We start from the raw sequence: 25,464 nt of genomic DNA on the forward strand, positions 1-25,464 counted from the left end.
CAAACGCAAGCCCCTTCAAGGAATTGATTTCGATATAAAATCTTCATTATTTTGAAAGATTTTCATGAGTTTGAAAAATATTAAATGGCAGTCATTTGAGAGCCAGGCTTCCCTTGATCGAGCGGCTATGGCGAGGGTTGAATCACTCTCTGAGTCATCAATTGAAGCAAGAGGTCAATTTCATCTAGTATTGGCAGGAGGGTCAACGCCTAAAAACGTCTATACCCTGCTTAAAAACATCACTACAGACTGGCGTAAATGGCAGATCTATTTTGGCGACGAGCGCTGTTTAGAGTCAGGTCACCAAGAGCGAAATAGCACTATGGCATTTGAAGCGTGGCTTAATCATGTCGACATCCCTGAACAAAATATTCACGTTATCCCCGCTGAACTAGGACCGGTTGAAGGTGCTCATTTATATAACCAAACATTAAGCAAGCTAGGTGATTTTGATTTGGTTCTTTTAGGCCTTGGCGAAGATGCCCATACAGCAAGCTTATTTCCTGGGCATAGCTGGGATAACAATTTAGATGCTTTAGCGGTCTTTGATGCGCCTAAACCGCCTCCATTAAGAATATCGATGTCGCCCTCGCGCTTAAGCCGATCTAAATCTGTACTCTTCTTAGTAAGTGGAATAGAAAAACAAACGGCGATAAATCAATGGAAGGCGGGGGATGCCATACCTGCAAGCACAGTCACTTGCGATAATGGCGTAGATGTATTTTGCTTTAACGTAAGTTAGGTTTTTTGAATCACAATATTTGGGAACTTATTGCTGTAATCTTGAGCAAGTTTAGATACCTTAATTGCTGTTAAACGAGCAATTTTCTTGTAGGTTTTTGCAGCACTACTTTCAGGTTCCGCTACTACCGTTGGGTTACCGTTATCAGATTGTTCCCTAATCTTAATATCTAAAGGTAAGCTACCTAAAAGAGAGACGCCATAATCTCTACACATTTTTTCAGCGCCACCCGATCCAAAGATATGCTCCTCATTGCCACATTTTGAACAAGTATGCATGGCCATATTTTCTACAATACCAATAATTGGAATATTTACTTTTTCAAACATTTTTAATCCTCGTCTAGCATCAAGAAGTGCAATATCTTGAGGTGTTGTGACGATAATAGCTCCAGTTACAGGTACTTTTTGAGATAAGGTAAGCTGAATATCACCGGTACCTGGCGGCAAATCGACGACAAGGTAATCAAGATTATCCCACCTTGTTTCTTTTAAGAGCTGCTCAAGCGTGCTTGTCACCATAGGGCCGCGCCAGACCATAGGTGTTTCTGTATCTACAAGAAACCCAATCGACATAGCTTGAATGTTGTGAGCCATAACGGGCTCCATAGACTTCCCATCTTTACTTTCTGGTTTCGTATATATCCCTAACATTTGTGGCTGGCTTGGGCCATAAATATCAGCATCTAAAATACCAACGCGCGCACCTTCAGCCGATAAGGCGAGAGCGAGATTGACAGCGGTTGTAGATTTTCCAACACCACCCTTGCCTGAGGCGACAGCAATAATATTTTTAACGCCAGGAATAAGTGCGATACCTTTTTGTGCTGCATGGGAGGTAATCTTGAAATCAACCTCAATGTTTAAATTAATTTCGGGCAGTGTTTTTTGAATTTGAGTGGTAATTAAATCCTTGACCTCATTCAGTTGACTTTTGGCAGGGTAGCCAAGCACGACTTTGATATCAAGATCATTATCCTTAATGGAAATGCTCTTAATAGATTTATCATTAATGAAGCTGTCGTTTGTATTTGGATCAACAACATCCTTTAATAGATCTTTTATTTGTTCTTCTGAGTAAGCCATGAGGCAGTAATTTTAACCTATCTTAGTTAAGGCGTCATTTGATAGAATAGGGACTTAGTCAAATCCATAAAGTTTCTCAATTCATGCGAAAGATCTTAATTACATCAGCTCTGCCTTACGCGAATGGAAGCATTCATTTGGGCCATTTAGTAGAGTATATCCAAACTGATATTTGGGTGAGATTTCAAAAGATGCAAGGCCATGAAGCATACTATGTATGCGCGGATGATACCCATGGAACTCCTATTATGCTCAGGGCTGAAAAAGAAGGCATTACGCCGGAAGCACTTATAAAAAAAGTCCATGTCGAGCATTCAAAAGATTTTTCTGATTTCTTTGTAAATTTCGATAATTTTTATTCTACAAACTCCCCTGAAAATCTTGAGCTATCTCATATTGTTTATAAAAAACTTAAACAGAACAATAAGATTTATACGAAAACGATAGAGCAATTTTACGATCCAGCGAAAGAAATGTTTTTGCCTGATCGCTTTATTAAAGGCGAATGTCCAAAGTGTCACGCCAAAGATCAATATGGTGATTCATGTGAAGTTTGCGGTGCTACATATGCACCTACAGAATTGATTAATCCTACATCCTCTGTCTCAGGTGCTGTGCCTGTCAGAAAAGAAACGGAGCATTACTTCTTCAAACTATCAGAGTGTGAATCATTTTTAGCCGACTGGACATCTTCTGGAACGCTTCAACAAGAAGCGGCCAATAAAATGAAAGAGTGGTTTAAATCGGGTCTAGCGGATTGGGATATCTCGAGAGATGCACCTTATTTTGGGTTTGAAATTCCAGATGCACCAGGTAAATATTTTTATGTATGGCTTGATGCCCCCATTGGTTACATGGCTAGCTTTAAAAAACTTTGTGAAGATAAGAAAATAAATTTTGACGAGTTCTGGAATGCGGATTCAAAAGCTGAGCTCTATCATTTTATTGGAAAAGATATTCTTTATTTTCATGCGCTATTTTGGCCTGCAACCTTAGAATTTTCAGGCTACAGAAAACCTACTAAGATTTTTGCGCACGGTTTTCTCACAGTGAATGCGGAGAAGATGTCTAAATCGCGTGGCACTTTTATAACTGCCCGAAGTTATTTAGATCATATTAAAAATCCAGATTACCTTAGATATTATTATGCAGCTAAGTTAAATAGCACAATGGAAGACATTGATCTTAATTTGGATGACTTCCTATCTCGGGTAAATAGTGACCTTGTAGGTAAGTTTATTAATATCGCAAGTCGAACATCAGGATTTATTCATAAGTATTTTGAAGGCAAACTTTTCCTTGATGATTCAAAAACTGATCAAGAGCATATTTCTATTACGCAAAAATGCAAAGATATAGAAAATGAAGTTAAAAATTGCTTCGAGTCCAGAGAGTATGGTCGTGCGGTTCGAGAAATAATGCGTGTAGCAGATATTACAAATGAGTACGTGAATACAAAAGCGCCTTGGACGCTCGCAAAAGATGATGCGCAGCATAAACCTGGCTCAGAGTTACATATTATATGCAGTCGAAGTCTTGAAGCCTTTAGAAGACTTTCTATTTACCTCACGCCAATACTTCCAAAGCTCACGAAAGATATCGCAATATTCTTTAATGAAAAAGAATTTGCGTCGTTTAAAGATATTGATAAGAAAGATATTACTGTCAATGAGTACCAACACATATTAACTAGAGTTGAAAAGAAAGATATCGACATGATGATTGAATCAAACAAAGAATCGCTAGACAAACAAACTGAACCCCCGAAAAAGGCAGAAGCTGATCAGTCAACTATTTCGATTGATGATTTTATGAAGATTGATTTAAGGGTCGCGCTTATTAAAGAAGCCTCTTTCGTAGAAGGCGCAGACAGTCTTCTTAAGCTAACTCTCGATCTTAATGATGGTCGACCAAGACAAGTTTTTGCAGGTATCAAGTCTAAGTATAATCCTGATCAGCTTGTTGGAAAATTAACTGTGATGGTTGCTAATTTAAAGCCTAGACAAATGAAATTTGGTTTATCCGAAGGTATGGTGTTAGCCGCAAGTAATGAATCAGAAGGGCCGTTTGTTTTATATCCAGATCAAGGCGCTAAACCTGGGATGCGTATTAAATAATTAACTTTGGTTAATTTCGAAGTAAATCTTTTCTAAAGTTTTTAATGGATCATCTGATTGAGTAATAGGTCTTCCGATCACTAAGTGACTAGACCCAGCCTTTATAGCATCAGAAGGTGTCATAGTTCTTATCTGGTCATCCGCAACATCACCCGTCATTCTTATACCTGGTGTTACAAATAAAAATAATGAGTTAAAGTGATTTTTTAGAAATGCTAAATCTTTTGCTGAGCACACAATGCCATTAAGTCCACTTTTTTCAGCTAACTTCGCAAGGCGCAATACCTGATCTTCTAAATTTCTAGATACACCAATTTCTTCTAAAGTTTTTTGCTCCATACTTGTTAATACGGTTACCGCAATGAGAAGAGGGGATTGCTTAGCTTTACTTACACCTTCTAAAGCAGCCTCCAGCATCTTACTTCCACCTGAAGCATGAACGTTGATCATCCATACCCCTAACTGACTTGCAGCCTCACATGCTTTTTTAACTGTGGTAGGAATGTCATGAAATTTAAGGTCAAGGAATACTTTGAAATTTTTACTATGCAGATATTCAATGAAGGCAGGGCCGGTTGCAGTAAATAATTCTTTACCGACTTTAAGATTGCAATATTCTGGATTTAGTTTCGAAACTAATGATTTTGCATCTGCGAGATTTGCATAATCAAGTGCTACAGTAACTTTATGAGCTGCTGCCATCAACTAATTTCATTCATCTCTGTTGGTTCTGATGGAAGCGCTTCCCAAGCATTACATGCAGGACATTGCCAATGGTGCTGTTTAGCTTTAAATCCACAACCGCTGCATGTAAATAATCGTCTATTACCAATAGCATTTCGAACAGTTTGTTGAATAAGTTGAATATCTTGTTCCTTATGTTTGCTATTCATAGCGCGTGCTTGAAATAATTGATCTAAGGCTTGAAGGCTTGGTTTTCTTATAAGCTCTTTTCGTGCAAGCTCTTCCGCTATTTCAAAGCCTTCTAATTTTAATGTCGCTTCATAGATCACATTTAGCAATGATCTTAATTTGTAATTTTCAAAATAAAGATTTAAAAGCGATAAACCTTCTTCAGGTTTTTTGAGTTTTTCAAACGAATTAAGTATTTTAGATGCTACAAGACCTAGAGACTCTGGGTCTTGAAACTCAATTTTTTTCCAATAATTGATCGCTTTATTGTGTTCGCCATCTTCTGCATCTAAGTCACCGAGTAAGATATTTGCACGAACACATTTTTTATGAGCGTTAAGCGCATCATTCAGTGATTTAGAGGCTGACTTCTTGTCTTTATCTAGAATCGCATTAAGCGCAATCTCGCAATGGTAATGGCTAATTTGTAATCTAAATGAGACGCCTGATTCTTTTTCTAATTTCGTTGCCATCTTAATTGCATTTTGCCATTCGCGTTCTTTTACATAAATTTCCAACAGTGCATTAGATGCATATTGTTTATATTTGCCAGATTCTAATTTTAGGAACAATTCTTCAGCGCGATCAAATAAGCCAGCTTTAAGATAATCTTGCGCGAGCTCTGCTTTTACAGACTCTTCTTGTGCTGGATTAAGGTCTCGATTTTCTAATAAATCTAGGTGCATATTAATAGCGCGATCTATATGGCCTATTCGTCTTAAGATGCTCCCTAAAGCAAAGTGCAACTCAAGAGATTCATTGTTAATTCGAACCGCATCCATAAAAGCATTAACTGCTTTTTCATATTGGTTAGTAATGAGGTAGTTAAGACCTTTAAAGTAGGTCGCAGGAAGGCTCGTAGATTCTTTCATGAGCTGTTTAATATCTATGCGAGCGGCTATCCACCCCAGCGCAAAGAAGAAGGGGATAACAAGGAGCCACCAATATTCGAATTGAATCATAATTGATTTATTGTATATCTATTAATTGATAGATCAAAAAAAAAGCATACCCCGGTAAGGAGATATGCTTTTAAATGGTGTTTAGTCTTATTTATCAACGCGATCTCTAAGTTCTTTACCAGCTTTAAAATGTGGAACATATTTTTCCGGTACTTCCACTTTTGAACCTGTTTTAGGGTTTCTACCTAAACGAGGTGGTCGGTAATTTAAACTGAAACTGCCGAATCCTCTAATTTCGATTCTTTTACCTTTAGAGAGCGTTTCGCCCATAGCATCAAGAATTGTTTTGACGGATAACTCAGCGTCTTTATAGACTAACTGAGAGAACCGGCTAGCAAGTAAGTTGATTAATTTAGACTTGGTCATAATCTTAATTATTTTTTACTATCTAATTTTGCTTTTAATAAGGCGCCAAGATTAGTTGTGCCGGCATTATCAGAACTTTCTTCAGCCTCTACTTTTTTCTTAGCCGCTTTAGGTTTAGTTGCATTTTTAGCTTTGAATGAAAGCTGAATTGTTTTTTCTTTTGCGTCGACATTAAGAATTTTAACTTCAATTTCGTCGCCAACTTTAACAATAGCCGAAGCGTCGTCAACTTTATCTTCACTTACTTCGCTAATATCAACTGTACCTTCAACCTGGTCAGCTAAAGTTACTAAGATGCCTGTTGCATCTGCAGACTTAACTGTGCCTTTAACAAAACTACCTTTGTCATTAGCTTTTGTGAAGCCTGTAAAGTTATCGCCTGACAATTGTTTAAGACCAAGAGAAATTCTTTCTTTCTCAACATCGATCGCCACGATGAGCGCTTCGAGTTCGTCACCTTTTTTAAAGTTTCTAATAGCCTCTTCACCTGTTTTATCCCATGAGATATCAGATAAGTGGATAAGACCATCTATGCCACCATCAAGGCCAATAAAGATACCGAAGTCAGTGATTGATTTAATTGGGCCGCTAACTTTGTCACCTTTTTTGTGTGTTTCAGAGAACTCTGCCCATGGGTTTGATTTACATTGCTTCATACCCAATGAAAGTCTTCTTCTGTCTTCATCAATTTCAAGAATCATCACTTCAACTTCGTCGCCGAGTTGTGCAATTTTTCCTGGGTGAATATTTTTATTAGTCCAGTCCATTTCTGAAACGTGCACTAGACCTTCAATACCTGCTTCAATTTCAACGAATGCACCGTAGTCAGTTAAGTTAGAAACTTTACCGAATAGACGTGTACTTACTGGATATCTTCTAGATAAGCCTTTCCAAGGATCATCATCGAGTTGTTTTAAACCTAATGAAACACGATTTTTTTCTTGATCAAATTTAAGTACCTTAGCTTCAACTTCATCACCAATATTTAAAATTTCAGATGGATGTTTTACGCGTCTCCATGCTAAGTCAGTAATATGAAGTAAGCCATCAATACCGCCTAAGTCAACGAACGCACCGTAATCAGTAATATTCTTAATGATGCCTTTTACAGTCGCACCTTCAGTAAGTGTGCCAATAACAGCATCTCTGTCCGCACCTGAAGATTGTTCCATCACTGCTTTTCTTGAAACAACCACGTTGTTTCTTTTCTTATCAATTTTAATAACTTTAAGATCCCATTCTTTGTTTTCAAATGGTGACGTATCTTTAACTGGCCTTACATCAACAAGCGAGCCTGGAAGGAATGCTGTGATTCCGTTTACAGAAACTCTCAACCCACCTTTGACACGGCTACTTACAAAGCCTTTAACTACTGTACCTTCGTTCATTGCATCTTCAAGATCAAGCCATGCTTGCATTTTCTTAGCTTTATCTCTTGAAAGGATCGTTGAACCAAAGCCATCTTCTAATTTTTCAATTGCAACTTTAACAAAGTCACCCACTTTAACGTCAAGTTCGCCTTGGTCATTAAGGAATTCTTCTGCTTTGATAACACTTTCTGATTTAAGACCTGCGTTTACAATCACAAAGTCATTATCAATAGATATAACTTCTGCTGTAATTACTTCGCCCGAGCGCATTTCTTGAAGCGCTATGCTTTCTTCAAATAGAGCTGCGAAACTTTCTGTGGAATTTGATTCTGTATTTTTTGCTGTCGTTGCCATTAATTGTTACCTATAAAGTCCTACCTAGCGATAGGGATGTTAAAGTTAGCAATAGATCTTTGAAATCTATTACACCTAATATTGTTTAAGACGTTTGAGACTTTAAACTGAAGAGATGGGTGATGTTATCAACGGCATCAGATATGCTTAATGTGTCTGTATCTATTTCTATAGCGTCTTTTGTTTTCAAGAGGGGAGAGATTTCTCTTTGTAAATCCCGCTCATCTCTTAAAATAATTTCACTTAAAACCGAGGCCATATTAGCAGGGTTTCCTTTTGAGATCAACTGTTTATATCTTCTTTCAGCTCTGATTTGGGCGCTTGCAGTTAAGAATATTTTGATGCCAGCATGCGGGAAAACTACTGAAGTCATATCTCTTCCCTCAGCAACCAATCCAGGGCTTTTTTCAAAGCTCCTTTGAAACCCAAGAATCGCTTCTCTGAGAGCTCTGTGAACCGCAACTTCAGAGGCTCCTCGACCCGATTCCTCGCTACGTATAGCCTCAGATACATCTTTACCATTGAGTAAAATATGATCATTTTTAAAGCTTAAGTTAGCTTTCTCGAGAACTTTAAGAAGTAAAGCCTCATTATTGAGGGGTATATTTTGTAAGCGACCTGCATAAGCGATCGTTCGATAGATTGACCCTGAATCTAGATAGTGAAAATTTAGTTTTTCCGCAACAAGTTTAGCAACTGTTCCTTTTCCAGAAGCTGAAGGGCCGTCAATCGCGATAATAGGAATGTGAGATGTCATTTATGTCTTTACTATACTTTCTAAGACCTCAAAGTAAGTTGGAAATGTTTTGTTGACACACGCCGGGTCGTTAATTGTGATTGGTATATTTCTTAGACTAACTAGAGAAAAACACATAGCCATTCGATGATCGTCATAAGTATCAATCTCAACATGCTCTTTAATCTTAAGAGGAGGTGTGATTTCTATAAAATCATTACCTTCAGTAATAGCCGCACCTAATTTTCTAAGTTCAGTTGCCATGGCTTTAATGCGATCAGTTTCTTTAACGCGCCAGCTTCCAATATTAAGAAGCTTAGTCGTGCCTTTTGCAAATAGGGCTAATACCGCAAGCGTCATCGCAGCATCTGGAATATGATTACAATCAAGATTTATTGCTTGAAGAGCAGCGACTTTTGTAACCTGAATAGATGCTTCAAGGATATTTATGTCAGCGCCCATAAGTACTAAAGCCTCAGCGAATTTCACATCACCTTGAATGCTATTTCTACCAATACCTTTAACTTCGATATCACCGGCAAGCGCCCCTGCTGCTAAGAAATAAGAGGCCGATGAAGCGTCACCTTCAACAAATATTTCACCTGGGCTCACGTAGGAACTTGAACCGGGAATAACAAAATGTTTCCAGTCTATTTTTTTAACATGTATACCAAATCGCGCCATTAGATTAAGCGTAATATCAATGTAAGGTTTTGAAATTAAATCACCCTCGATTTCAATAACCACTTCTTTTTTTGTAAGTGGCATTGCCATTAGAAGAGATGTTAAAAATTGACTTGAAATATCCCCCCTAATTTTTATAGGACCGTTAATCATAATTTCAGATGGAGATATCTTTAAAGGAGGATAACCTTCTTGACCGAGATAGGTTATATCTGCATTTAATTGCAAGAGCGCGTCAACAAGATCTTTAATAGGGCGTTCATGCATTCTAGGCAAACCGCTTAGCGTGTATTGGCCCTTGGAAAAAGATAATGCTGCAGTTAAAGGCCTAAATGCAGTACCCGCATTACCTAAAAAAATTTCAGCTGATTTATTTTTAAAATTACCTCGAGTACCATGAATGAGAATGTCACCATTATCTTTTTGCGTAAGATCAACTTGAAGTTTTTTTAATGCATCAATCATATGAAGCGTGTCATCAGAAACAAGTGGGCCTATGATAGTTGTTGCACCATCTGCAATGGCAGACAAAAGAAGAATACGGTTAGTGATACTTTTAGATCCAGGGAGAGTAACTTGACCAGAAACAGATTGAACAGCTTTTAATTTCTTTTGATTTGTCATGCGCTTAAATTATCGAGACCATTCGCTTCGAGTTTTGCTTGCATTTTCGAATAACGTCAAAATCTTTTTTTCATCTTCATGCTCAATAGCTTCTTTTAGCAATTTGATTTGATTTTCAAAGTGCTTAATATCATCAAGGATAAATTTTTTATTTGCGAGTGTAATGTCTTTCCACATCTCAGGAGAGCTTGCTGCAATTCTTGTAAAATCTTTAAATCCACTTGCAGCAAATTTTAAAAGTTCATTTGCATTTGCTCTTTGGGTAATCATATCCACGAGTGAAAAAGCTAAAAGATGTGGAAGATGGCTGATTGTTGAAAATATTTTGTCATGATCGCTATGAGACATATTTGAAACTATAGCGCCTGTATTTTTCCATAGCGCTTCAATTACCTCTTTTGCGCGAGGAGATGTATCCTGATCTGGCGTTAAAATCACATTTTTATCTTTAAATAAATCAATATGAGCTGCCGTTGCACCATGTTTTTCAGATCCGGCAATAGGGTGACCGCCAATAAACTGTGAGTATTGACTACCTAAAATTTGTTTTGCTGACTCAATAACACTTGTTTTGGTACTTCCAACATCGGTGATAATGGTATGTGAAGATAAATGAGGTTGAATCGTTTTAAGTATCAAGGGGAATTGCGCCACCGGTGTTGCAATAATAATGATATGAGCCTCTGCAATATCTTTATTTAATTCTTGGCTCGTACGATCAATAAGTTTAAGTTTAATGGCATCATTGAGATTATCTTGGTTTCTGCCGACGCCAACAATATCTGAAGCGAGACCTGATTTTTTTGCAGAGAGTGCAATAGATCCTCCGATAAGACCGACACCAAAAATAAGAATTTTATTCACTGTATATAGTTGATTTATTTGATATTGTTTAACAATTGAATTGTATCATGTTCACTATTAAATGATCGCCATTCGTTATTGATGAATAGCTCAAAAGGTTTAAAGTGAGTTTTGTAATTCATCTTTTTGCTTTCTTGAATCCAGTAGCCCAAATAAACATAATCTAATTTTTTTTCAGCACACCAATTAATGAGCCATAGTATGGAATAAGTTCCATAGCTGAATGATTTATCAGACGTATCAAAAAATGTATACACCGCAGAAATGCCGTCTTCAACTATATCGACAAAACTTACAATTTTTAAATCCCCTTGATCTTGAAATTGAATTAATCGACTATCAATATTGCTTTGTAATAAAAACTCACTGTACTGATTAACATCATCATCCGTTGCTTTTATTTTTTCATGTCTATTTTTTTGATATTCCAAATAAAGCTTGAAATGATCCTCGTGAAAGGAAAGGGGAAGAACAGAAGTTTGAAGATGCTGATGATTTTTAATAATTCTTTTAGCGCTTTTTGAGCGCATAAAATCTTTAACATTGATACGAATAGGAATACATGCACTACAAAGTTCGCAATAAGGTTTGTACGTAAATTTACCGCTCCTTCGAAAGCCTTTTTTTATAAGATCATCGAAGTGTTTTTGGCTAATAAGGTGATGAGGCGTAGCAACTAATGATTGAGATGCTCGACCTTCTATGTAGCCACAGGCATAACTTGTTGTGACGTAGAATTGAATCTTATGACTTGATAATTCGTCAGGAAGGCTCATGTTTTAATATAAGTATTAAGTAGTTGAATAAATCGGTCACGAGAGATCTCTTTAGCACCTAAACTTAAAAGATGATTCGTTTTCATCTGACAGTCTACCATCTTAATGCCTATGTTTTTTAGATGCTGAATGGCAAGAACAAAAGCTATTTTAGAGGCGTCTCTTTCATAATGAAACATAGATTCACCAAAGAAAACGCCATCTAAAACTATTCCATAAAGGCCGCCGACGAGATTTTCATTAACATAGATTTCAAAAGAATGAGCAATTTTTGATTGATGTAATTCTGTGTATGCATTAATAATGCGATCGTCAATCCATGTGCCATCTTGGCCTTTTCTTTTAATCTCACTGCAATGTTTAATAATAGATGAAAAATCATTGTCTATTAAAAAACGATAATTATTTTTCCTAATTTTCTTGGATAGTGACGATGAAATTATAAGGTCTTCAGGGAACAATATTAATCTTGGATCGGGTGACCACCATAAAATAGGTTCGTGTTCATTGAACCAAGGAAATATTCCTTGCTTATAAGCCTCAATAATTTTTTTAGCTTCTAGTGTTTTTGATATTGCGATAAGGCCATTAGGTTCAATAAGCGCTTGATCAGTCTTAGGAAAGGGGTCATGATTACTAAGTAAAGCGATGGAACCGAATTCAGTTTTTATCCATTGAGCCATGTTTTTGTGAGGAAAGCTTAATTTAATTTCAAGGTATGAAACGTTTTTTAATATTAGTTATATTACTCTTAAATACAGTCTCATTTGCTAACGCTAGTGAGCGAGGATTATTCTGGAAATTAAAAGCACCGAATGGTTTGACGCATTATTTATTCGGCACTATTCATACAGATGACAATAGAATTATTAAGTTCTTGCCTGCCGTTAAAAAATCCGTCAATGCATCTGATCTTCTTTTGGTTGAGATTACCCCTGGTGACCATTCACAAAATCTTTTTATGAAGAATTATTCTCTCGTATCACATTTAAATGCTGAAGAGCTTAATCAAATTAAAAAACTTTCAGATTTTCATGTTATGTATTTCGAGAATGTCATAAGAATGAAGCCTTGGCTCTTGGCTATTATCTTCGACTCTCCCAAGCCCCATACCGAATTTAATCAAGATTATCTTTTAATGGCAATGGCTGAGGATTTAGATAAAGAAGTGTTAGGAATTGAGTCATCAAAAGAACATTTTGCTTCGATGGACTCCCTCTCGCTAGATGAACAACTAATGATGCTTAGAGCGGTTTTAAAAAAAACAGAGAAAGAAAGATTGAATGATTACAATCTGCTCATGAAGGAATATCTCTCGGCCGATGTTGAGCAAATACGTAAAACTGACGAACAATTAACAGGTAAGTTATTACCTAAAGCTTTGTGGGCTAAAATTAAAATTCAGCTTATGGATGAAAGAAATAAAAAGATGGCCATAAAAATTAAAGAGCTTGCACAAGACAAACAATTATTTATTGCAGTCGGAGCATCACATCTTTCAGGTAAGGATGGCTTGTTAAGTCAGTTAAGAGATTCAGGGTTTAAATTGACACCTTTAAAAGCATTTGAATAGTATGAAACGACAGCTCATCTCATCTCGTGGCAATCAGCATTTTAAGCATTTAAAAAAACTTAACGAGTCACCTCGTTATCGGCATGAGGTTCAGCAAACTATCTTAGATGGTATTCATCTTATCGAATCTTATGCTGAGCGCTTTGGTTCACCCGACTCTGTGGCTTTAATTCAGGGCAGTGATATTGATAAAATTGCACCATATCTTAATGAAGATACACAAGTATTGGAATTTCCAGCGGGGCTCTTTTCTGAAATAGCACCAGTGATATCACCTACAGGCATTCTTGCATCTATTAATATCCCACATTTAGAAACCCCAGAAAATCAAAACTGTATTTTATTGTTAGAAGATATTCAAGATCCAGGAAACTTAGGTAGCATATTAAGATCTGCAAGTGCCTCAGGTGTAGATCTTGTTTACTTGTCTGATCATTGCGCTGATATTTGGTCGCCTAAGGTATTAAGAGGCGGACAAGGCGCACATTTTTATTTGCCATGTATTGAGAATGCAGTTTTTTCTGATATCACAAAAGCATTCAAGGGAAAAATTTTTGCAACTGAATTAACTGGGAAATCTGTATTTAAAGAGAATTTAAAAGGACCTGTTGCTTTTATTTTTGGTAACGAGGGCAATGGGCTTCAGTCAGAAACAATAGGCTTAGCTTCCGATTCAATTCATATACCTATGGAAAAAGGTATTGAATCTTTAAATGTTTCCGCTGCTGTATCGGTTTGTTTATATGAAAAATATAGACAAGAAAATTCTAATGTTTAACCGAATTATTTGACTCGTTAAATACAAAAACTACTTCATCTTCTGAATATTTGTAACATTCATTGCAGAAATCGCAGTGAATCGTAATCGACGCTTGTTCTTCAATGATAGATTCACACTCTTTTTTCCCAATAAGGCGAAGCATATTTTCAACACTTTTTTTAGAGCAGCTGCAATAAAAACTAAGATAGCTAGGATCGTATAGGCGAATTGTCTCTGTTAAAAATACATTCTGAAGAATTTCAGATGCCTCTAATTCTGGACCAAGTGAATTAAAAGATTGGTTGGCAGATTTCACAACGCTTTCCCAAACCCCTCTCATTTCATCCTGATTTAATTCCTGTGTTGAAGAATTAAATGGAAGTTTTTGAATAAGAAGCCCATAGAAAATATCATTTTGAGAATGAATCCAGAGTTTGGTTTGGATCTGTTCCGACCTTAACATATAATTTTCAAGGAGCTCGCTGATTGAGTTTCCTTCCATAGGCACGATGCCTTGATAAGGCGTCTTTGCATTTTTTTGTACTAAAGTAATAATGAAGTGACCTTCTTTTATAAGGTCAATGGGCGATAGAGATTCTATAGGGCCGCTCCATTTTACTGTGCCCCGCATACCTAAATTTCCATTGCATTCAGCAATTAATAATTTGAGTGGTCCATTGGTTTGAATTTGTAATGTGAGTGAGCCGTCTAGCTTAAGAGTTGAAGCAAGAAGGGCGCTTGACACCATAAGTTCTCCGAGAGCAGTATGAAGATTTTTTGGAAGTGCTTGATGTTGTGTGGCCTCTTCGATTGTATGACTTAACTTCACATAGTTACCTCGAATGTCCGTATCTTCAAAAATAAATCGATATAATTTGTCTTCTGAGTTATGCATAAAATTTAAATTTCAATAGTTTTTATTTTGGGCACAAGTGAGATGTCCCATAATTGAATAGCTGTGGCCCAAAAGTTTGTAAGTGTATTTTCTTTTCTAATAACTTCATAGTCTTGTCCAAGAAATTTAAGGCATGCAATTAAATTATCTTTTACGTTTGAAATGTTAATAGGCATAGATTGGTTTTCTTTACTTAGTTTTTTTTGATTTAAAGTAGCCACAGGGACATGGCCATAGGCGACTTTAGGTAGCGATAAAATTTTTTGTAAGTATATTTGTTTTGTTGAAGAGTCAATGAGGTCGCTTCCTCTTATGATGGTATTGATATTTTGCAATGCATCATCAATCACTACAGCAAGTTGATACGCATAAATGCCATCTGATCTTTTTAAAATAAAATCTCCAAATTCTTTTAATATATTCTGTTTAATCCCGCCTTGAATTTTATCTTCAAACTCTATGAATAAATCTTCTACTTTCACTCTTAAGGCGTGATGATTTGAATCTAATATTTTATTTCTGCAAGTCCCCGGGTAAATCATTCCATCAATACCAGTTATGGCTGAGTCGGCAATTTCTTTTCTACTACATTCGCAATAATAGGTAATTTTTTTTTCATTTAATTTCGATAAGAAAGACTGGTATATATCTAGTCGGTGGCTTTGATAAATAACTTCATCATCCCAATGGAAACCATGCTGATGAAGCGTATCCAAAATTGTTTTGTCACTTCCTTTGACAGTTCTTGGTTGGTCGAGATCTTCTATGCGCACCTTCCAAATACCATGTTGGTGTTTAGCATCAAGATAACTTGCGACTGCGGTAATTAGTGATCCAAAATGCATTGGGCCTGTTGGAGAAGGTGCGAAGCGGCCAATATACATTTAAGAAGCTGTATTGATGTAGGGTGGAATATGCCAGTTATGTAAGTGCTTGCCCAAGAGGAAGAGATTACATTTGATTCGATCATTTGTGGAGCTACTTACCATGAATTCGTAACATCTTAATATGGCAACCTGACCTTCTTCATTTCGTTTTAAAGTAATTTTTTCGCATGCAACCGTCTCGTCTAAAAATTGTAGATCAAATTGTTTAGATAAATTTTTCCCAAACTGAATAGCAAGTTCACGTTTTGAGATTGAATCAATCCAAAACCAAACGATCACAATTAGTAAAGCAAGAAGGGTATATTCCAGCATAAATGTAATTTAAAAAATGATCTTCATATCTTAAACGCGCTTCACCATCACTTAGTGGTTATTTTTATGCATTATTTGTGTGCATAAAAACATTAATTCATAAAAATGCACATAAATAGTGCTTAAAAATAGAAATTTTGAAAATTTTAAGATAAAAAAAACACAATTTCTTATTTTTATTCATTCTTATATAAAATTATATTTAATTTAATACTTTAAAGATAAGGAATGTCCGCCATGGATAACTTAATTGGTGCAAATGATGTTTTATTTGTTTTATTGGGCGCGATTATGGTGCTTGCTATGCATGCGGGTTTTGCATTTCTAGAAGTGGGCACTGTGCGTCATAAAAATCAAGTCAATGCCCTTGTTAAAATCCTTGTCGATTTTTCAGTATCTACACTTGCCTACTTTTTTATAGGTTATGGCATTGCCTATGGGGTGAGTTTCTTATCACCTGCAGAAACATTGTCTGCTAAAAATGGCTATGAACTCGTAAAGTTTTTCTTTTTACTTACTTTTGCTGCAGCTATTCCTGCAATTATATCTGGGGGCATAGCTGAAAGAGCTAAATTCAATTCTCAATTAGCAGCTACCTTCGCTTTGGTGGGTTTCGTATATCCATTTTTTGAGGGTATTGCTTGGAATAATCATTTAGGTGTCCAATCTTTCCTCGAAGGTAATTTTGGATTTAAATTCCACGATTTTGCAGGCTCAGTAGTTGTGCATGCAATGGGAGGCTGGATTGCTTTGGCGGCGGTTTTATTGCTTGGGGCAAGACATGGAAGATATGGTAAAGATGGAAGGCTTCAAGCTTACCCACCATCTAATATTCCCTTTTTAGCTTTAGGAGCTTGGATCTTAACTGTAGGGTGGTTTGGCTTTAACGTCATGTCAGCGCAAACAGCGAATGGTATTTCAGGGCTTGTAGCGATTAATTCTCTGATGGCATTAGCAGGGGGCACCATAGCAGCTCTTATCGTTGGAAAAAATGATCCTGGCTTTATTCATAATGGACCTCTTGCAGGCCTTGTTGCGGTGTGTGCAGGATCAGATATTTTTCATCCCATAGGCGCTCTTATGACTGGCTTAGTTGCAGGCATTCTTTTTGTTTGGGCTTTTACCCTTACACAAAACCGTTTAAAAATTGATGATGTATTGGGCGTGTGGCCATTGCATGGACTTTGCGGTGCTTGGGGTGGTATTGCCGCTGGTATTTTTGGGTCTACTTATTTTGGTGGCATGGGAGGTGTTAGTTTTGCATCTCAACTTATAGGAACTTTATTAGGCGTATTGATAGCACTTGCCGGGGGATTTTTAGTTTACGGCATTATTAAGTATTTCTTTGGGATTCGATTAACGCAAGAAGAAGAATTTAATGGCGCTGATATTTCGATTCATAAAATTGCAGCTAATTCAGAAGATTAATCTTATCTCTTAAAAGCATTACCTGATGCCATGTTAAAATTTCCCATGGCAAAATTTCACATCATTATTCCAGCAGCAGGCTCAGGTTCAAGAATGGGGTTGGGCCAACCCAAACAGTACCTTAAAATTCATAAACAAACTTTCATTGAAAGAGTAATTCGAGTTTTTGAAAATATCTCTCACGTCGACTCTATTCATATTGCTCTTCACCCAAATGATGATATGTGGAATACACTCAATCTTTCTTTGTCATCTAAAGTTAGCACGCATTATTGTGGCGGTGACTCTAGAGCTAAGACGGTACTGAATACATTAGAAACTATAAAAAAACATACGGACGAGAATGATTGGATTTTAGTTCATGATGCGGCCCGCCCAGGCATTCAAGAAAAAGATGTTATTCATCTAATAGAGACTTTAAAAAATGATCCCGTAGGTGGCTTACTTGCTTACCCTATAGCTGACACTATAAAAAAATCTGACAAAGAAGATAGAGTTATTGATTCGCCAATAAGAGATCATTTATGGCAAGCGCAAACACCACAAATGTATAGGTATAGAATGTTAACCGAGGCAATTAAGTCATTTGACGGCATTCCAACCGATGAGTCTCAAGCAATCGAGAGTTTAGGAATGAAACCAAAATTAATTAAAGGTGATTTTAGAAATTTTAAAGTAACTTACCAAGAAGACCTTAATATTCTTGAACATTTAATAACTGAATAGGTATTTATGATGATAAAAGTGGGGCAAGGTTTTGATGTTCATCAGTTAGTTAGCGGCAGAAAATGCATTATTGGGGGAGTGGAAATCCCTTTCCATAAAGGATTAGATGGCCATTCAGATGCTGATGTTCTTTTACATGCAATTGCAGATGCAATTCTTGGTGCTGCTGGTTTAGGAGATATAGGCCAGCATTTTCCAAATACAGATCCCTCTATTAAGGATATAGACTCCAGAGATATTTTAAAAAAAGTAATTTTATTAATTCAAGAAAAAAAATACTCGATTATTAATATTGATGCCACGGTGATTTGTGAATTACCTAAATTGGCACCGTATATTGATCGCATGAAAAATAATATCGCATTAGATTGCCGTCTTGATATCAAAGCAGTAAATGTGAAAGCAACAACAACTGAAACTCTTGGATTTACTGGAAGAGGCGAAGGTATTGCAGCTCAAGCTATTTGTTTGATAGAGTCGCAATAAGTTTTATGTTTCAACGCTTTGAAAAACTCCTTAATCCTTTCCCCGAGTACTTTTTAACCACGCCACCCAAAACCCTGTTGTTGTTTGTGTGGGCATGCACTAAAAATCTTAGGTGGCTCATTTTATTTATGGCCCTATTAACAGCGGTGATAGGGAGCTTTGAAGCTATTTTATTCTCATATATGGGTTCTTTGATTGACTTACTAAATCATTCAAGCCCAGAAAATTTTTGGTCTCAAAATACTTCTATGCTTATTTCAGCATCAGTAGTTTTAATCTTAAGTACATTACTTGTTTTATTCCAAACCTTAATTAAACATCAATCCCTTGCAGGTGCATTTCCTATGCGAATGCGTTGGAATTTTCACCGATTACTTCTTAATCAGAGTATGAATTTTTATCACAATGAATTTGCAGGGAGGGTTGCTGCAAAAGTGATGCAAACTGCTCTTGCGGTTAGGGATTTATGGTTCATTTTGGCTGACATTTTGGTCTATGTAGTTATTTATTTTTTAACGATGATTTTTGTTGTAGGCCAATTTAATTTGATACTAATGCTTCCATTTCTTAGCTGGTTTCTTTTGTATATTTTGGTCCTTATTTATTTTGTACCCCGCTTAAGTAAATTGTCGAGAAATCAAGCTGATGCAAGGTCATTAATGACGGGGCGCATTACAGATGCTTATACAAATATAAGCACCATTAAACTCTTCTCGCATGCTGGACGAGAAGCGAACTTTGCTAAGGTTGCAATGAATGATTTTTTAGGCGCTGTAAATATGCAAATGCGATTAGTCAGTTGGATTGAAATTATTAATCATTTTTTAAGTATGTTACTTGTGATTGGTACAGGTATTGTTTCAATTTGGCTTTGGTCGAAGAGTGAAATCATGGTGGGAGTGGTCGCAACTTCTACAGCAATGGCTTTGAGATTGAATGGCATATCGCACTGGGTCATGTGGGAAATGACATCCTTATATGAGCAAGTTGGAACTCTTCAAGACGGCCTCAATACACTTTCAATTCATCAAGAAATTCAAGATGTTGAAAATGCAGAAGATCTCATCATCAAAAAAGCTTCAGTTTCATTTAAACATATTGTTTTTAATTATCCCAATCAAAAAACATCAGTCATTCATAATTTTTCATTGAATATTAAGCCTGGAGAAAAAGTTGGTCTAGTAGGTAAGTCTGGATCAGGTAAATCTACACTCGTAAATTTATTATTGCGATTTTATGACCTTAAATCAGGTGTAATTACTATCGACAATCAAGATATTTCAAAAGTAAATCAAAATAGCTTGAGAGAAAAGATTGGTATGGTTACACAAGATACATCCTTACTTCACCGCTCAGTTAAAGACAATATAGTTTATGGAAGGCCTAATGCCACTCGAAACGAAATGATTGGCGCAGCAAAAAGAGCTAAAGCTCATGATTTTATAATGCGACTGGAAGATAATCTTTCTAGAAAAGGCTATGAAGCTCATGTCGGAGAAAGAGGTGTTAAGTTGTCGGGTGGTCAAAGGCAACGTATTTCTATTGCAAGAGTTATGTTGAAAGATGCACCTATATTGTTATTAGATGAAGCGACAAGCGCACTTGATTCTGAAATTGAAGTTGTAATTCAACAAAGTCTTTATCAATTAATGGAAGGTAAGACGGTAATCGCAATTGCACATCGACTATCAACGATTGCTGCAATGGATAGGCTTATTGTGATTGATAAAGGCAAAATTATTGAAGAGGGGTCTCATAATGCGCTTATTAAAAAGAAAGGGTTGTATGCGAGACTTTGGAAGCATCAAAGTGGAGGCTTTTTAGGCGAAGCTTAATGCGCAGTTAATAAAACAATAACTGCTCCACTCCCTCCGTCGTGAGCTCGAGCTTGAGCGTATGCGATGACTTCTTCTTTTTGCGCTAACCAATGCTTAAGTTTATTTTTAAGAATGGGTTCTTTGTTTTTAGAGTTATAACCTTTTCCATGCACGATACGAACGCAGCGTATATTATTTTTTTTACATTCAGCTATAAAGTGAACTACATATGCTTTCGCTTCATCGGAAATCATGCCATGAAGATCAATAGATTTTTGAACGACCCAGTAACCTTTTCTTAGTTTTTTTAAAACATCGGGCGAGTGACCTTGCCTGATATAGAAAAGCTCCTCACCATTTTCAATATCATGCAGCGGCTCGTAATGATCGCTAATAGAATCAATCAGCGCTTGTTTTTCATCCCTAATAAAATTTAGAGGTACGGGCTTGGGTTTTTTTTGAGGTGCTTTATGTTCTTTTTTTTTCGAACTGATTTTTAATGGAGTTGCGCCTTTTATGGCTTCCCTGAATAAATCAATTTCGTCTTTCTCATTTTCATTTTTTGCCATGACATTATTTCGTTAAAAATCTTTCTGCATCGAGGGCTGCCATACAACCGGTTCCAGCACTTGTTACTGCTTGACGATAAATATGATCTTGAACATCCCCAGCTGCAAATACGCCAGGTATTGAAGTCGCAGTAAAATTACCATGACGACCCGCATTTGTGATGATATAACCATTTTCCATATCCAACTGACCTTCGAAGATTGAGGTATTAGGTTGATGACCAATGGCAATAAAAACACCTTTGAGTGCTATCGATTTACTTTCATTTGTATTTACATCTTTAATTTTGATTCCAGTTACGCCTGAAGCATCACCTAGAACCTCCTCTAGAGTTTTAAATGTTTCAAGGACAATTTTTCCTTCTTTCACGCGATCGTGAATTTTATCCATTTGAATAGCTTCAGCTTTGAATTTGTCACGCCTGTGAATTAATGTCACTTTATTTGCGATATTAGATAGATAGAGCGCCTCTTCGACAGCTGTATTTCCGCCACCAACAACAGCTACCTCTTGGTTTTTATAAAAAAAGCCATCGCATGTTGCACAAGCAGAAACACCCTTGCCTAAAAATGCAGTTTCACTATCTAATCCAAGATATTTTGCTGATGCACCAGTTGAAATAATAAGTGCGTCACAAGTGTACTCAGATGAGTCCCCTATAAGTCGAATAGGTTTTTCTTTAAGGTGTGTTGTATGAATATGGTCAAACACAATTTCAGTGTTGAAGCGCTTAGCATGTTTTTCAAAGCGTTCCATAAGCTCAGGCCCCATAACCCCATCAGGATCTGCAGGCCAATTATCAACATCTGTCGTTGTCATTAATTGACCTCCTTGAGCAATCCCTGTGATAAGAACAGGATTAAGGTTTGCTCTGGCAGCATAAACTGCAGCAGAATAGCCTGCTGGACCAGAGCCTAAGATGATAAGTTGGGCATGTTTTGCCATAAAAATTCCTGAAAAGAGTGTGAAGTTACAAACGATCAATTTTAGTTTTCATCGCCTGATTAAGCAAACCTATTTTTGACAGAAGGGCCTTTTTTTGAGGCTTTTTTCATCATTTTTTGGCACTTCAAACTGATATAATTGGTGAAACATTCCGAGCACTTATAACCTTGTTTTTTAAAAAAAAATCAGAATCTGGAAAAGCTAGCCAAACCCCACAAGATAATAAACTTAGTGGGATTAAAAGTAAGCTCACACGCGAAGCTTGGTGGTTAAGTTTAATTTTTTTAGGCTTTTATTTAACCATCACCCTTGCGACATACTCTAGTCAAGACCCATCGTGGTCTCATAGCGTCAGTGGCACACATTCAATTCATAATGCTGGCGGAATTATTGGTTCGTATTTATCTGATTTACTTCTCTATATTTTCGGTTTATCAAGCTGGTGGCTGAGTTTCTTATGTTTCTTTAGTATTTGGCTTCTCTATCCTCAATACAATAAAGATTTAAAAGGCTATCGCTCTTTTTTGCTTTTTAATTATTTTGGTTTCTTTCTTTTGATTTCTGCTTCATCTGCTTTTGAAGCAGGCCACTTAATAGATCTGCCAGCGCAATTTCCACTAAGCCAAGGCGGCTTACTTGGAAGATTATTCGACCAAGCATTGCGTTCGTCTTTAGGTTATGTCGGCTCAAGTATTTTCTTGATCACATCAATTGCGATTGGATTCAGCTTATTTACAGGATGGTCATGGCTTAAAATTTCAGAGCATTCTGGACACTTTACTTTCGCTCTATTCCAAAGAGGTCAGTATCGATATAGAGATTGGCAAGATCGCAAACATGGGAGAATTATCGAGCAGCAGAGATTAGAGCTCTTAGAGAGTGAACGTAGAAAATCTGAAAATAGATCCCCAGTTAATATCGAGTCTCCTGACGTGCAAATTAAAAAGAGTGAGCGCGTACAAAAAGAGAAACAAATTCCATTATTTAATTTTAGTGACAATTTACTACCACCTCTTCATCTTCTAGATCAGCCATCTCATCAAGTCGAACCGCAATCACCAGAAACAATTGAATTTATATCCCGACTCATTGAAAAGAAATTAATGGACTTTGGTATTGAAGCCAAAGTAATTTCAGCCCAACCTGGCCCTGTGATCACCCGTTATGAGTTTGAGCCAGCACCTGGGGTTAAGGGTAGTCAAGTCACTAACTTATCTAAAGATTTAGCGCGCGCATTGTCTGTGGTGAGTGTTCGTGTTGTTGAAACCATTCCTGGTAAAACGTGTATGGGTTTAGAGATACCTAATCCTAAAAGGCAGATTGTTTACTTGTCTGAAATTATGAGCTCTCAAATCTTTGCAGATACGAGCGCTTCTCTCACAATTGCTTTAGGAAAAGATATTTCTGGTCGCCCAGAGGTTGCTGATTTATCGAAAATGCCGCATGTATTAATTGCTGGTACTACGGGTTCGGGTAAGTCGGTTGCGATCAATGCATTAATCTTAAGTTTGCTTTACAAGGCCAACTCTGAAAAAGTGAGGATGATTTTCATTGACCCTAAGATGCTTGAATTGTCTGTTTATGAAGGGATACCTCACTTATTAGCGCCGGTCGTAACTGATATGCGTCAAGCTGCCAATGCATTAAATTGGTGTGTAGGTGAAATGGAAAGACGTTATAAGCTGATGTCGATGTTGGGCGTTCGAAACTTAGCTGGGTACAATCAAAAAATTAAAGACAGCATGAAGGATGGCTCTCCTATTGCAGATCCTGTAAACCCGGAAAATACTGAACCATTATCTGAAATGCCATTGATTGTGATTGTGATTGATGAGCTTGCAGATTTAATGATGGTAGTAGGCAAAAAAATTGAAGAGCTCATTGCTAGACTTGCTCAAAAAGCTAGAGCTTCTGGTATCCATTTAGTGTTAGCTACACAAAGACCATCAGTAGACGTGATCACAGGACTCATTAAAGCTAATATTCCTGCAAGAATTGCATTCCAGGTATCTAGCAAAATTGATTCCAGAACAATCTTAGATCAAATGGGTGCCGAGACGTTACTTGGACAGGGTGATATGTTATATCAGCCAGCAGGCTCAGGTTATCCTCAAAGAATTCACGGAGCATTTGTTTCTGATCAAGAAGTACATAAAGTTGTGAGCTATCTTAAGTCACATGGTGAGCCAAATTATATTGAAGGTATTTTAACCAATGAAACTTCAGAGAGCGGGGATTATGGCGACTCATCTTCGAATTTCTCAGGCGAAAAAGATCCGCTTTATGATGAGGCTGTGGAATTGGTATTGCGAACAAGAAAGCCATCCATCTCTTCAGTTCAAAGACACTTGCGTATTGGATATAACCGTGCCGCAAGAATTATTGAGGATATGGAAAGAGCCGGACTTGTTACAGCAATGCAAAGCAATGGTAATAGAGATATCCTAGCTCCAAATCAAAATGAATAAACTGTTTTTTGTTTTTCTAATGCTTTCTTTAAATGTATTTGCAGAAGGCATCTCAGATCTAAATGCTTTTGTAAATAATGTATCAAGCATGTCTTCTGAATTTAGTCAGGTTGTTTTAGATAAAAAGGGTTCTAAACTTCAAGATGTTGAAGGTGTAATGCTATTTAAAAGACCTAACAAGTTTAGATGGGATTATTTAAAGCCATATCAAAATCAAATTATCAGCGATGGTGATCGATTGTATATGTACGACCAGGATCTTAGACAAGTTTCTATTAATTCGATAGCCAAAGTGGGCGGCTCAACACCGCTTTTAATTATCGCAGGCAAAAACATTGAAAAATATTTCACTCTTAAAAATATAGAATCTCAGGCTGGAGATGAATCCAGTCAAAATATTAAATGGGTCGAGGCTATTCCGAAGGAAGAAGGTGCTGGATTTAGTAAAGTCATGCTTGGTTTAACTGAAAATAAATTATCAGTGATGAAAATTGTTGATGCATTTGAACATATAACAACGATTAGCTTTAGGAATGCTAAATACAATGTGAGCTTATCTGACAATGATTTTTTATTCAAACTGCCTAATGGCGTTGATGTTGTTCAAAATGGCGGCGTACCAACCAATTTACCGACGACTTCTAGTTCTAATAAAAATAAAGACGCAGAGTTAATTGCTTTTGCGAATGACTGGGCGAATGCGTGGTCAGCTAAAGATATCGATCTTTATTTAAGTAAATATGCACAAGATTTTAAAACCCCTAATGGCGATGCATTTTCTTTGTGGCAAACTTCAAGGAGACAAAAAATTTCATCGCAAGGAAAGATTCTCGTTGAAATAGAAGATTTAAAACTAAGCATGAAGACCGAAAATTCTGCTCGCATACAATTTAAACAAAAATATACCTCCGATAAGTTGACTGAGATGTCTAATAAATCGCTCGTAGTTAAAAAAATTGATGGCCGCTGGTTAATTCAAGAAGAAATCTCAGGTAAATAACACCA

The 25,464-nt window shown here is 36.8% G+C and carries 25 protein-coding genes; 10 read left to right on the plus strand and 15 right to left on the minus strand.

The features are described from left to right. Positions 1-64 precede the first annotated feature (64 nt). The gene (gene pgl, locus FIT79_RS02875; protein ID WP_139875550.1) at positions 65-742 is read left to right on the plus strand and encodes a 6-phosphogluconolactonase; all 678 of its coding nucleotides are present in this window, start codon (positions 65-67) and stop codon (positions 740-742) included. Here pgl and apbC read toward each other — a convergent pair. After that, the gene (gene apbC, locus FIT79_RS02880; RefSeq protein ID WP_139875551.1) at positions 739-1,827 is read right to left on the minus strand and encodes an iron-sulfur cluster carrier protein ApbC; all 1,089 of its coding nucleotides are present in this window, start codon (positions 1,825-1,827) and stop codon (positions 739-741) included. The genes pgl and apbC overlap by 4 nt on opposite strands. Positions 1,828-1,910: 83 nt before the next feature. Here apbC and metG point away from each other — a divergent pair, with 83 nt between their 5' ends. Beyond that, positions 1,911-3,944: a methionine--tRNA ligase gene (gene metG / locus FIT79_RS02885; RefSeq protein ID WP_139875552.1), complete on the plus strand. Its 2,034-nt coding sequence runs from the start codon at positions 1,911-1,913 to the stop codon at positions 3,942-3,944. On the opposite strand, the gene pyrF is transcribed toward metG, so the two are convergent. From pyrF to aat, 9 genes are all read right to left on the minus strand, one after another. Then, positions 3,945-4,646, minus strand: coding sequence for an orotidine-5'-phosphate decarboxylase (gene pyrF / locus FIT79_RS02890; protein WP_139875553.1), 702 nt, complete (start codon positions 4,644-4,646; stop codon positions 3,945-3,947). It abuts the gene before it with no gap. Then, the gene (lapB, locus tag FIT79_RS02895; RefSeq protein WP_189644871.1) at positions 4,646-5,818 is read right to left on the minus strand and encodes a lipopolysaccharide assembly protein LapB; all 1,173 of its coding nucleotides are present in this window, start codon (positions 5,816-5,818) and stop codon (positions 4,646-4,648) included. The genes pyrF and lapB overlap by 1 nt, the downstream gene beginning before the upstream one ends. 87 nt (positions 5,819-5,905) lie before the next feature. Continuing rightward, positions 5,906-6,184, minus strand: coding sequence for an integration host factor subunit beta (locus FIT79_RS02900; RefSeq protein WP_028817882.1), 279 nt, complete (start codon positions 6,182-6,184; stop codon positions 5,906-5,908). A gap of 8 nt (positions 6,185-6,192) precedes the next feature. Then, positions 6,193-7,908, minus strand: a complete 1,716-nt coding sequence (gene rpsA / locus FIT79_RS02905; protein ID WP_139867497.1) for a 30S ribosomal protein S1 — start codon at positions 7,906-7,908, stop codon at positions 6,193-6,195. 85 nt (positions 7,909-7,993) lie between these two features. Next, positions 7,994-8,665 (minus strand): (d)CMP kinase, encoded by a 672-nt coding sequence (gene cmk, locus FIT79_RS02910; protein ID WP_139867499.1) that lies wholly within the window; start codon positions 8,663-8,665, stop codon positions 7,994-7,996. Beyond that, positions 8,666-9,952 carry a 3-phosphoshikimate 1-carboxyvinyltransferase gene (aroA, locus tag FIT79_RS02915; protein ID WP_139875555.1) on the minus strand — a complete coding sequence of 429 codons (1,287 nt, stop codon included), beginning with the start codon at positions 9,950-9,952 and terminating at the stop codon, positions 8,666-8,668. It abuts the gene before it with no gap. 9 nt (positions 9,953-9,961) lie between these two features. Further along, a complete protein-coding gene (locus tag FIT79_RS02920; RefSeq protein WP_139875556.1) occupies positions 9,962-10,816 on the minus strand; it encodes a prephenate dehydrogenase in 855 nt (284 codons plus the stop codon). Positions 10,817-10,830: 14 nt separating this feature from the next. Then, positions 10,831-11,592: an arginyltransferase gene (locus FIT79_RS02925; RefSeq protein WP_139867505.1), complete on the minus strand. Its 762-nt coding sequence runs from the start codon at positions 11,590-11,592 to the stop codon at positions 10,831-10,833. Beyond that, complete coding sequence (gene aat, locus FIT79_RS02930; RefSeq protein WP_139875557.1) at positions 11,589-12,275, minus strand: leucyl/phenylalanyl-tRNA--protein transferase; 687 nt, start codon at positions 12,273-12,275, stop codon at positions 11,589-11,591. The genes FIT79_RS02925 and aat overlap by 4 nt, the downstream gene beginning before the upstream one ends. Before the next feature lie 35 nt (positions 12,276-12,310). Here aat and FIT79_RS02935 point away from each other — a divergent pair, with 35 nt between their 5' ends. Beyond that, the gene (locus FIT79_RS02935; RefSeq protein WP_139875558.1) at positions 12,311-13,165 is read left to right on the plus strand and encodes a TraB/GumN family protein; all 855 of its coding nucleotides are present in this window, start codon (positions 12,311-12,313) and stop codon (positions 13,163-13,165) included. A 1-nt stretch (position 13,166) separates the two neighbouring features. Then, positions 13,167-13,943, plus strand: coding sequence for a TrmH family RNA methyltransferase (locus FIT79_RS02940; RefSeq protein WP_139875559.1), 777 nt, complete (start codon positions 13,167-13,169; stop codon positions 13,941-13,943). On the opposite strand, the gene hslO is transcribed toward FIT79_RS02940, so the two are convergent. From hslO to FIT79_RS02955, 3 genes are read right to left on the minus strand one after another with little or no spacing between them, the layout of a single operon-like run. After that, complete coding sequence (hslO, locus tag FIT79_RS02945; protein WP_139875560.1) at positions 13,933-14,820, minus strand: Hsp33 family molecular chaperone HslO; 888 nt, start codon at positions 14,818-14,820, stop codon at positions 13,933-13,935. The two genes, FIT79_RS02940 and hslO, sit on opposite strands and share 11 nt — an antisense overlap. A gap of 5 nt (positions 14,821-14,825) precedes the next feature. Then, positions 14,826-15,704, minus strand: a complete 879-nt coding sequence (gene gluQRS, locus FIT79_RS02950) for a tRNA glutamyl-Q(34) synthetase GluQRS (RefSeq protein WP_139875561.1) — start codon at positions 15,702-15,704, stop codon at positions 14,826-14,828. Next, positions 15,705-16,019 carry a DUF3301 domain-containing protein gene (locus FIT79_RS02955; RefSeq protein WP_139867513.1) on the minus strand — a complete coding sequence of 105 codons (315 nt, stop codon included), beginning with the start codon at positions 16,017-16,019 and terminating at the stop codon, positions 15,705-15,707. Positions 16,020-16,256: 237 nt separating this feature from the next. On the opposite strand from FIT79_RS02955, the gene FIT79_RS02960 reads away from it, so the two are divergent. Genes FIT79_RS02960 through FIT79_RS02975 form a run of 4 tightly spaced genes read left to right on the plus strand, consistent with a single transcriptional unit; the run spans position 16,257 to position 20,494 of the window. Beyond that, positions 16,257-17,447 carry an ammonium transporter gene (locus FIT79_RS02960; protein ID WP_139875562.1) on the plus strand — a complete coding sequence of 397 codons (1,191 nt, stop codon included), beginning with the start codon at positions 16,257-16,259 and terminating at the stop codon, positions 17,445-17,447. Positions 17,448-17,492: 45 nt separating this feature from the next. Continuing rightward, a complete protein-coding gene (gene ispD, locus FIT79_RS02965; protein WP_139875563.1) occupies positions 17,493-18,173 on the plus strand; it encodes a 2-C-methyl-D-erythritol 4-phosphate cytidylyltransferase in 681 nt (226 codons plus the stop codon). 9 nt (positions 18,174-18,182) lie between these two features. Then, the gene (ispF, locus tag FIT79_RS02970) at positions 18,183-18,659 is read left to right on the plus strand and encodes a 2-C-methyl-D-erythritol 2,4-cyclodiphosphate synthase (protein ID WP_139876082.1); all 477 of its coding nucleotides are present in this window, start codon (positions 18,183-18,185) and stop codon (positions 18,657-18,659) included. Between the two features lie 5 nt (positions 18,660-18,664). Continuing rightward, complete coding sequence (locus FIT79_RS02975) at positions 18,665-20,494, plus strand: ABC transporter ATP-binding protein (RefSeq protein ID WP_139875564.1); 1,830 nt, start codon at positions 18,665-18,667, stop codon at positions 20,492-20,494. Here FIT79_RS02975 and FIT79_RS02980 read toward each other — a convergent pair. Both FIT79_RS02980 and trxB read right to left on the minus strand, forming a co-directional pair. After that, on the minus strand, positions 20,491-21,045 hold the full coding sequence (locus FIT79_RS02980; RefSeq protein ID WP_028817896.1) for a Smr/MutS family protein: 555 nt from the start codon (positions 21,043-21,045) through the stop codon (positions 20,491-20,493). The genes FIT79_RS02975 and FIT79_RS02980 overlap by 4 nt on opposite strands. Positions 21,046-21,049: 4 nt before the next feature. Further along, on the minus strand, positions 21,050-21,991 hold the full coding sequence (gene trxB / locus FIT79_RS02985; RefSeq protein WP_139867523.1) for a thioredoxin-disulfide reductase: 942 nt from the start codon (positions 21,989-21,991) through the stop codon (positions 21,050-21,052). A 167-nt stretch (positions 21,992-22,158) separates the two neighbouring features. Here trxB and FIT79_RS02990 point away from each other — a divergent pair, with 167 nt between their 5' ends. Then, positions 22,159-24,459: a DNA translocase FtsK gene (locus FIT79_RS02990; RefSeq protein WP_139876083.1), complete on the plus strand. Its 2,301-nt coding sequence runs from the start codon at positions 22,159-22,161 to the stop codon at positions 24,457-24,459. Further along, positions 24,452-25,459, plus strand: coding sequence for an outer membrane lipoprotein periplasmic chaperone LolA (gene lolA, locus FIT79_RS02995; RefSeq protein ID WP_139871390.1), 1,008 nt, complete (start codon positions 24,452-24,454; stop codon positions 25,457-25,459). The genes FIT79_RS02990 and lolA overlap by 8 nt, the downstream gene beginning before the upstream one ends. Positions 25,460-25,464 lie beyond the last annotated feature (5 nt).

It is taken from the genome of Candidatus Methylopumilus universalis (genome assembly GCF_006365315.1).
Classification (GTDB): domain Bacteria; phylum Pseudomonadota; class Gammaproteobacteria; order Burkholderiales; family Methylophilaceae; genus Methylopumilus; species Methylopumilus universalis.

What these genes read in the sequence shown, in the direction of transcription:
- pgl (WP_139875550.1), top strand. Translation starts at nt 65, where the DNA reads ATGAGTTTGAAAAATATTAAATGGCAGTCATTTGAGAGCCAGGCTTCC.
- apbC (WP_139875551.1), bottom strand. Translation starts at nt 1,827, where the DNA reads ATGGCTTACTCAGAAGAACAAATAAAAGATCTATTAAAGGATGTTGTT.
- metG (WP_139875552.1), top strand. Translation starts at nt 1,911, where the DNA reads ATGCGAAAGATCTTAATTACATCAGCTCTGCCTTACGCGAATGGAAGC.
- pyrF (WP_139875553.1), bottom strand. Translation starts at nt 4,646, where the DNA reads ATGGCAGCAGCTCATAAAGTTACTGTAGCACTTGATTATGCAAATCTC.
- lapB (WP_189644871.1), bottom strand. Translation starts at nt 5,818, where the DNA reads ATGATTCAATTCGAATATTGGTGGCTCCTTGTTATCCCCTTCTTCTTT.
- FIT79_RS02900 (WP_028817882.1), bottom strand. Translation starts at nt 6,184, where the DNA reads ATGACCAAGTCTAAATTAATCAACTTACTTGCTAGCCGGTTCTCTCAG.
- rpsA (WP_139867497.1), bottom strand. Translation starts at nt 7,908, where the DNA reads ATGGCAACGACAGCAAAAAATACAGAATCAAATTCCACAGAAAGTTTC.
- cmk (WP_139867499.1), bottom strand. Translation starts at nt 8,665, where the DNA reads ATGACATCTCACATTCCTATTATCGCGATTGACGGCCCTTCAGCTTCT.
- aroA (WP_139875555.1), bottom strand. Translation starts at nt 9,952, where the DNA reads ATGACAAATCAAAAGAAATTAAAAGCTGTTCAATCTGTTTCTGGTCAA.
- FIT79_RS02925 (WP_139867505.1), bottom strand. Translation starts at nt 11,592, where the DNA reads ATGAGCCTTCCTGACGAATTATCAAGTCATAAGATTCAATTCTACGTC.
- aat (WP_139875557.1), bottom strand. Translation starts at nt 12,275, where the DNA reads ATGGCTCAATGGATAAAAACTGAATTCGGTTCCATCGCTTTACTTAGT.
- FIT79_RS02935 (WP_139875558.1), top strand. Translation starts at nt 12,311, where the DNA reads ATGAAACGTTTTTTAATATTAGTTATATTACTCTTAAATACAGTCTCA.
- FIT79_RS02940 (WP_139875559.1), top strand. Translation starts at nt 13,167, where the DNA reads ATGAAACGACAGCTCATCTCATCTCGTGGCAATCAGCATTTTAAGCAT.
- hslO (WP_139875560.1), bottom strand. Translation starts at nt 14,820, where the DNA reads ATGCATAACTCAGAAGACAAATTATATCGATTTATTTTTGAAGATACG.
- gluQRS (WP_139875561.1), bottom strand. Translation starts at nt 15,704, where the DNA reads ATGTATATTGGCCGCTTCGCACCTTCTCCAACAGGCCCAATGCATTTT.
- FIT79_RS02955 (WP_139867513.1), bottom strand. Translation starts at nt 16,019, where the DNA reads ATGCTGGAATATACCCTTCTTGCTTTACTAATTGTGATCGTTTGGTTT.
- FIT79_RS02960 (WP_139875562.1), top strand. Translation starts at nt 16,257, where the DNA reads ATGGATAACTTAATTGGTGCAAATGATGTTTTATTTGTTTTATTGGGC.
- ispD (WP_139875563.1), top strand. Translation starts at nt 17,493, where the DNA reads ATGGCAAAATTTCACATCATTATTCCAGCAGCAGGCTCAGGTTCAAGA.
- ispF (WP_139876082.1), top strand. Translation starts at nt 18,183, where the DNA reads ATGATAAAAGTGGGGCAAGGTTTTGATGTTCATCAGTTAGTTAGCGGC.
- FIT79_RS02975 (WP_139875564.1), top strand. Translation starts at nt 18,665, where the DNA reads ATGTTTCAACGCTTTGAAAAACTCCTTAATCCTTTCCCCGAGTACTTT.
- FIT79_RS02980 (WP_028817896.1), bottom strand. Translation starts at nt 21,045, where the DNA reads ATGGCAAAAAATGAAAATGAGAAAGACGAAATTGATTTATTCAGGGAA.
- trxB (WP_139867523.1), bottom strand. Translation starts at nt 21,991, where the DNA reads ATGGCAAAACATGCCCAACTTATCATCTTAGGCTCTGGTCCAGCAGGC.
- lolA (WP_139871390.1), top strand. Translation starts at nt 24,452, where the DNA reads ATGAATAAACTGTTTTTTGTTTTTCTAATGCTTTCTTTAAATGTATTT.